This is a genomic window from Erwinia psychrophila (assembly GCF_039023475.1).
Classification (GTDB): domain Bacteria; phylum Pseudomonadota; class Gammaproteobacteria; order Enterobacterales; family Enterobacteriaceae; genus Erwinia.
The window spans coordinates 299,805-305,804 of the sequence record NZ_JBCHVB010000005.1; the positions used below are offsets into that span (position 1 = coordinate 299,805).

Consider the following 6,000-nt stretch of genomic DNA (forward strand, 5'->3'; position numbering starts at 1 on the left):
CAGCGTGATAAAAATGACGGCGTTTGAAGCTGAGCAATACGACGCATCTCCCCTTCCGCAAGCTGGTCAATAAAAGTACAAGAGTGTGTAAAACAGATATAGATGTCTGTTATTTACAGATACAATGGGCCGATAACCTGTAGCCGTAACGACTAAGCTTCCGCTTTTTCATCCTCAATCGCGCGATGAAATCGAGGGGCTTTGCGACTGCCAGCGTCTTTTCGCTACCCCGAACACGACCAGAATTATCTGCATTGTGTAAAGTTCAGCGCATCTGGCCCAACTTACCGCAAAGAATGTTGTCATATTTGCTGTAACGCTACGGATTTAACACCGGTGCGATACGCTCCCATGCATGATAAAGAGAGAATTATGAAGGCGTCACCCCGTTTTAATCGCAGCTTACTGCATCCTCGCTACTGGACTACCTGGGCCGGGCTGGGACTTCTGTTTTTGCTGGTTCAGCTACCTTTCCCTGTTTTACAGAAGCTGGGCACCTGGATGGGCCGCACCTCAATGCGCTTTTTAAAGCGCCGCATTCGTATTACCCGCCGTAACCTAGAGCTCTGCTTTCCTGACATGCCAGTCGATCAGATGGAAATTCGTATCGTGCGTAATTTCGAATCGCTGGGCATGGGACTGCTTGAAACCGGTATGGCCTGGTTCTGGTCAGATCAGCGGGTCAGACGCTGGTTTACGGTTAAGGGATTAAATAATCTTACCGCTGCCCAGCAGGAGGGCCGCGGCGCGCTGATTATCGGTGTACATTTTATGTCGCTTGAGTTAGGGGGCCGCGCAATGGGCCTCTGCCAGCCCATGATGGCGATGTACCGTCCTCATAATAATAAACTGATGGAGTGGGTACAGACGAAGGGACGTATGCGTTCCAACAAAGCGATGATTAATCGCCGCGACCTCCGTGGGATGGTGCAGGCCCTCAAACAGGGTGAGGCCGTTTGGTTCGCGCCCGATCAGGATTATGGCCCGAAAGGCAGCGTCTTTGCGCCGCTGTTCGCTGTGCCACAGGCAGCGACAACCAGTGGGACATGGATGATAGCCCGGCTGGCTAAGCCCGCCATGATTACCGTGGTATTGATCCGTAATGAAGACGGTAGCGGTTATGAACTCGTGATCCAGCCCGAACTGAAGGCGTATCCGGTTGAGGATGAACAGGAAGCCGCCGCCTATATGAACAAAGTGATAGAGCGCGAAATAATGCGGGCACCAAACCAGTATATGTGGCTGCACCGTCGGTTTAAAACGCGACCTGAGGGCAAAACCTCGCTTTACTGATTTACGACGTTATCTGGCCAGCTTCCCCCGGGCTGGCCTGCCTGAATTAACATTCCCTTCACAAATATGCGCTTCCGCTCACATTGCTTTCAATCCATAAAACTATTTGCACCAAATGTGACCAGCCCTGCTGGTTTTGCGCCACTTTAGTGCGCGATATTAACGAAACTTTCTAAAAGCTTCTGAGTATTAGTAAACCTTTCCCGTAAATTCAGGATGCTGCAAACCTGGCATTACCTTTGCAGTGTCGTGGGTGGCTTTGGCTACAAAAAAGATAAGCCCGTTACAGCGTACGTTAAACATAATAAATCGACTTCGCCACACAGGATGCTCTATGAAAAAAACGATGCTCTCCATGTTGGTTGCCGCGGCAACGCTATTTGCAGTTGCGAATCAGGCACACGCTGGCACTACCCTGGATGCTATTAATAAGAAAGGTTTCATTCAGTGCGGTATCAGCGACGGTCTGCCCGGCTTCTCCTATGCTGATGCCAGCGGCAAATTCAGCGGTATCGATGTTGACGTTTGTCGTGCAGCGGCAGCCGCCCTTTTTGGCGATGCGACCAAGGTGAAATATACGCCGCTGACGGCGAAGGAGAGATTCACTGCGCTGCAATCCGGTGAGGTGGATATACTTTCCCGCAACACAACCTGGACGTCTTCTCGCGACGGCGGCATGGGATTCATATTCGCAGGGGTGAACTACTATGACGGTATCGGCTTTCTGACACATCAGAAAGCGGGCCTGAAAAGTGCCAAAGAACTTGATGGTGCGACCGTCTGTATTCAGGCAGGCACCGATACGGAACTCAACGTTGCGGACTACTTCAAATCAAATAATATGCAGTACACGCCGGTCACCTTTGACCGCTCTGATGAATCTGCCAAAGCGCTGGATTCCGGCCGTTGCGATACTCTGGCGTCCGATCAGTCACAACTCTATGCACTGCGCATCAAGCTGGGTAAACCTGATGAGTTTATCGTCCTGCCGGAAGTCATCTCCAAAGAGCCTCTGGGGCCAGTAGTACGTCGTGGTGATGATGAATGGTTCACCATCGTTAAGTGGTCGCTTTTTGCAATGCTGAACGCAGAAGAGATGGGTGTAACCTCACAAAATGTTGATCAGATGTCCGCTAAACCTACTACGCCGGATATGGCTCACCTTCTGGGTGCCGAGGGTGATTTCGGTAAGGACCTGAAGCTGAGCAATAAGTGGGCATATAACATCATCAAACAGGTCGGTAACTACCAGGAAATTTTCGATCGCAACGTGGGTAAAGACAGCGCGCTGAAGATTGCCCGTGGTCAGAATGCCCTCTGGAACAAAGGCGGTATTCAGTACGCCCCGCCAGTACGTTAATTCCCCCACCGTTACAGGGCACCGATCTGTCGGTGCCTTCGTCAGTATTAACGTCACTGAGGGTTTACCATGTCTCAACGCCCAGCCGTAAAAAGGGATTTTTCTTTCAGTAACCCTGCGGTGCGCGCCTGGCTGTTTCAGATTATCGCGGTTGCCGCTGTTGCAGGCGTAGCGGGCTATCTGATTCACAATACCGTCACCAACCTCGCTAATCGCGGTATTACCTCCGGTTTTGGCTTTCTTGAGCGCAGCGCGGGTTTTGGCATTGTTCAGCATTTGATCGACTATACGGAAGGTGATACCTACGCGCGTGTTTTTCTCGTTGGCTTAACTAACACGCTGCTGGTTTCCGCGCTCTGTATTGTATTTGCTTCCTTTCTTGGCTTTTTCATCGGGCTTGCGCGTCTCTCTGATAACTGGCTGCTGCGAAAAATCTCCACGGTATATATCGAGATTTTTCGTAACATCCCGCCGCTGCTTCAGATATTTTTCTGGTACTTTGCCGTACTGCGTAACTTGCCAGGCCCCCGCCAGGCCCTGAGCGCGATGGACTTAGCTTTTGTCAGCAACCGGGGACTTTATATTCCCTGGCCTGAGTATGCCTCAGGCACCTGGCCGTTTATTATTGCCCTGCTTCTGGCCGCTTTCGGCAGCCTGTTTCTGTTCCGCTACAATCGTGCTTTTCAGTTAAAGACGGGACAGCTACGCCCCACCTGGCCGGCAGCGATCGTCATGCTGATACTTTTTCCGCTGATTGCGCACTGGGGGTTTGGCCCCGCCATGCACTGGAATATACCCGAACTGCGTGGCTTTAACTTTCGCGGTGGATTTGCACTTATCCCGGAACTGGCCGCTTTAACGCTCGCCTTGTCGGTCTATACCTCCTCATTCATTGCTGAAGTTATTCGCGCAGGTATCCAGTCCGTGCCGCATGGTCAGCAAGAAGCAGCCCGTTCGCTGGGCCTGCCGAATCCGGTAACGCTGCGCCAGGTCATTATTCCGCAGGCCATGCGCGTGATCATTCCTCCGCTCACCAGTCAGTACCTTAACGTGGTGAAAAACTCTTCGCTTGCAGCGGCGATTGGTTATCCCGATATGGTCTCGCTGTTTGCCGGCACAGTGCTTAATCAGACGGGACAAGCGATCGAAACTATTGCCATCACGATGGGCGTCTACCTGATTATCAGCCTGACGATCTCGCTGCTGATGAATATTTATAACCGCAAAATTCGCCTGATTGAGCGCTAAGGAAGAATGGGGATCTTATGACTTTAGCCACTCATGAAACGCCGGCCGTACCGCTAAACGCCTTCTCTCGTGCCGTCAGGTGGAGCAGGAAAAACCTTTTTTCGAGCTGGGCAAACTCCCTGCTGACCCTGTTTTGCCTCTGGGTGATATGGATAACCATCCCGCCGGCGCTGAACTGGCTGCTTTTCCAGGCGAACTGGATCGGCTCTACCCGGGCGGATTGCACTAAAGAGGGTGCCTGCTGGGTCTTTATCCATGCTCGCTTTGGCCAGTTTATGTATGGGCTTTACCCACACGAGCTTCGCTGGCGCATTAACCTTGCCTTAGTCATTGGGCTGCTTTCGCTTATTCCCATGTTTATAAAAAGCATGCCAGGCCGTGGACGATATATTGCGGTCTGGGCCGTCGTCTATCCTGTTATCGTCTGGGTATTACTGTATGGCGGCTTTTTTGGACTGGAGCGGGTGGAAACCCGGCAGTGGGGCGGGCTGACCTTAACGTTGATTATCGCTTCGGTGGGGATAGCAGGCGCATTGCCTTTAGGGATCCTTCTCGCCCTCGGACGGCGTTCAACGATGCCCGTTGTGCGGACGCTATCCATAATCTTCATTGAGTTCTGGCGGGGGGTTCCGCTCATCACCGTGCTGTTTATGTCCTCGGTAATGCTGCCGCTGTTTATGGCAGAAGGTAGCAGTATCGACAAGCTGATCCGGGCGCTGGTCGGCGTGATCCTGTTCCAGTCCGCCTACGTGGCGGAGGTTGTACGCGGTGGCTTGCAGGCCCTTCCCCGGGGCCAGTATGAAGCCGCCGAATCACTCGCTTTGGGCTACTGGCGAATGCAGGGGCTGGTGATCCTGCCCCAGGCCCTGAAGCTGGTGATCCCAGGCCTGGTTAACACCATTATTGCCCTGTTCAAGGATACGAGCCTGGTCATTATCATCGGGCTGTTTGACCTCTTTAGTAGCGTACAGCAGGCAACGGTCGATCCCGCCTGGCTGGGGATGTCTACTGAAGGATATGTATTTGCAGCTTTGGTTTACTGGATTTTTTGTTTCAGCATGTCGCGCTACAGCCAGTATCTGGAAAAGCGCTTTCACACCGGGCGTACGCCGCACTGAGGCCTTAAATGACACAAGCAACGATTCAATCAGACGACGCAATGATGATTACGCTCGAGAACGTGAATAAATGGTTCGGCCAGTTTCATGTACTTAAAAATATCAATCTGCACGTTAAGCCCCGCGAGCGGATTGTTCTCTGCGGCCCTTCCGGCTCAGGGAAATCGACCACTATTCGCTGTATCAATCATCTGGAAGAGCATCAGCAGGGACGCATTGTCGTGGACGGTATTCATCTCAATAACGATCTGCGCAATATTGAACGGGTCCGGACCGAAGTGGGCATGGTATTTCAGCACTTCAATCTCTTCCCACACCTGTCCGTACTGCAAAATTGCACGTTGGCCCCCATCTGGGTACGTAAGACACCTAAAAAGGAGGCGGAGCAATTAGCCATGCATTATCTGGAACGCGTACGGATCGCTGAACATGCTCATAAGTTTCCCGGCCAGCTTTCAGGGGGGCAGCAGCAGCGAGTGGCTATCGCACGTTCCCTCTGTATGAAGCCTAAGATCATGCTGTTTGATGAGCCAACATCCGCGCTGGATCCTGAGATGGTGAAAGAAGTGCTGGATACGATGATCGGCCTGGCAGAGGATGGGATGACGATGCTGTGCGTGACGCACGAGATGGGCTTCGCCCGGACGGTTGCGGACAGGGTGATCTTTATGGATCGTGGTGAAATTGTAGAGGAGGCGCCGCCTGAGACGTTTTTCTCCGCGCCGAAGTCTGAACGTACCCGTGCCTTCCTGTCACAGGTTATTCACTGATAAGCAGTAGACCGGTATGGATAGTTACTCATACGCACAGCCCTAAAAAAAGCCTGCACGGGAAAAGTGAAAGTAGAGAGCGGCAGGTAAGGAAGAGTATGCCTTACTGCCGCCGGGATGCCGGTTTCCGCTAAGGTGCGCAGGGATGCGGGAAGTGCGGTACAGGCCGGCTGCGTTTCTGGTGCCGCATAACGCAAAAAACCCTGACCGA

At 52.5% G+C, this 6,000-nt stretch carries 5 protein-coding genes; all 5 read left to right on the forward strand.

Features of this window, described 5'->3' with window-relative positions; all coding sequences use genetic code 11:
* The first annotated feature begins 372 nt into the window (after positions 1-372).
* The gene (gene lpxP / locus AAH446_RS14475) at positions 373-1,293 is read left to right on the forward strand and encodes a kdo(2)-lipid IV(A) palmitoleoyltransferase (protein WP_342907385.1); all 921 of its coding nucleotides are present in this window, start codon (positions 373-375) and stop codon (positions 1,291-1,293) included.
* A gap of 334 nt (positions 1,294-1,627) precedes the next feature.
* Positions 1,628-2,653, forward strand: coding sequence for an amino acid ABC transporter substrate-binding protein (locus AAH446_RS14480; protein WP_342907386.1), 1,026 nt, complete (start codon positions 1,628-1,630; stop codon positions 2,651-2,653).
* Between the two features lie 69 nt (positions 2,654-2,722).
* Complete coding sequence (locus AAH446_RS14485; RefSeq protein WP_342907387.1) at positions 2,723-3,901, forward strand: amino acid ABC transporter permease; 1,179 nt, start codon at positions 2,723-2,725, stop codon at positions 3,899-3,901.
* A gap of 17 nt (positions 3,902-3,918) precedes the next feature.
* Positions 3,919-5,019: an amino acid ABC transporter permease gene (locus tag AAH446_RS14490; protein WP_342907388.1), complete on the forward strand. Its 1,101-nt coding sequence runs from the start codon at positions 3,919-3,921 to the stop codon at positions 5,017-5,019.
* Between the two features lie 8 nt (positions 5,020-5,027).
* Positions 5,028-5,789 (forward strand): amino acid ABC transporter ATP-binding protein, encoded by a 762-nt coding sequence (locus AAH446_RS14495; protein WP_342907389.1) that lies wholly within the window; start codon positions 5,028-5,030, stop codon positions 5,787-5,789.
* Positions 5,790-6,000: the final 211 nt, after the last annotated feature.